General features: G+C 60.9%; 1 protein-coding gene. It reads left to right on the forward strand.

Features of this window, described 5'->3' with window-relative positions; all coding sequences use genetic code 11:
• Positions 1–60: 60 nt before the first annotated feature.
• The coding region (locus tag EOD29_RS31330; protein WP_127248803.1) for a hypothetical protein at positions 61–284 on the forward strand (224 nt) is incomplete at its 3' end.

Genomic DNA, 284 nt, shown 5'->3' on the forward strand with positions numbered 1-284 from the left:
GCGCGAGGCGCTGGATGCGCTTTACGATCTCAAGAAAAAGCTGAAATAGGAGCGCAGTCCATGTTCATGGAGAAGCTGGTTCGCGAAACCGAGCGCCTCTCGCTCATCTGCTCCATGCTCGACACGATGCGGCGCGCCGACAAAGATCGCAACGCCCGCGGCTGGACATCGCCGATCGGCCTGCTGAAAATCACCCGCTCCTGCGCTATGATCTCCGAACTCGGAACGTCGATTGCCAAGGCGGGCTACCGCGAGTGCGACAGGGCGACGCTCGAGGAGATCCA

Origin of the sequence: Mesorhizobium sp. M1A.T.Ca.IN.004.03.1.1 (genome assembly GCF_003997555.1) — a bacterium.
Classification (GTDB): Bacteria; Pseudomonadota; Alphaproteobacteria; order Rhizobiales; family Rhizobiaceae; genus Mesorhizobium.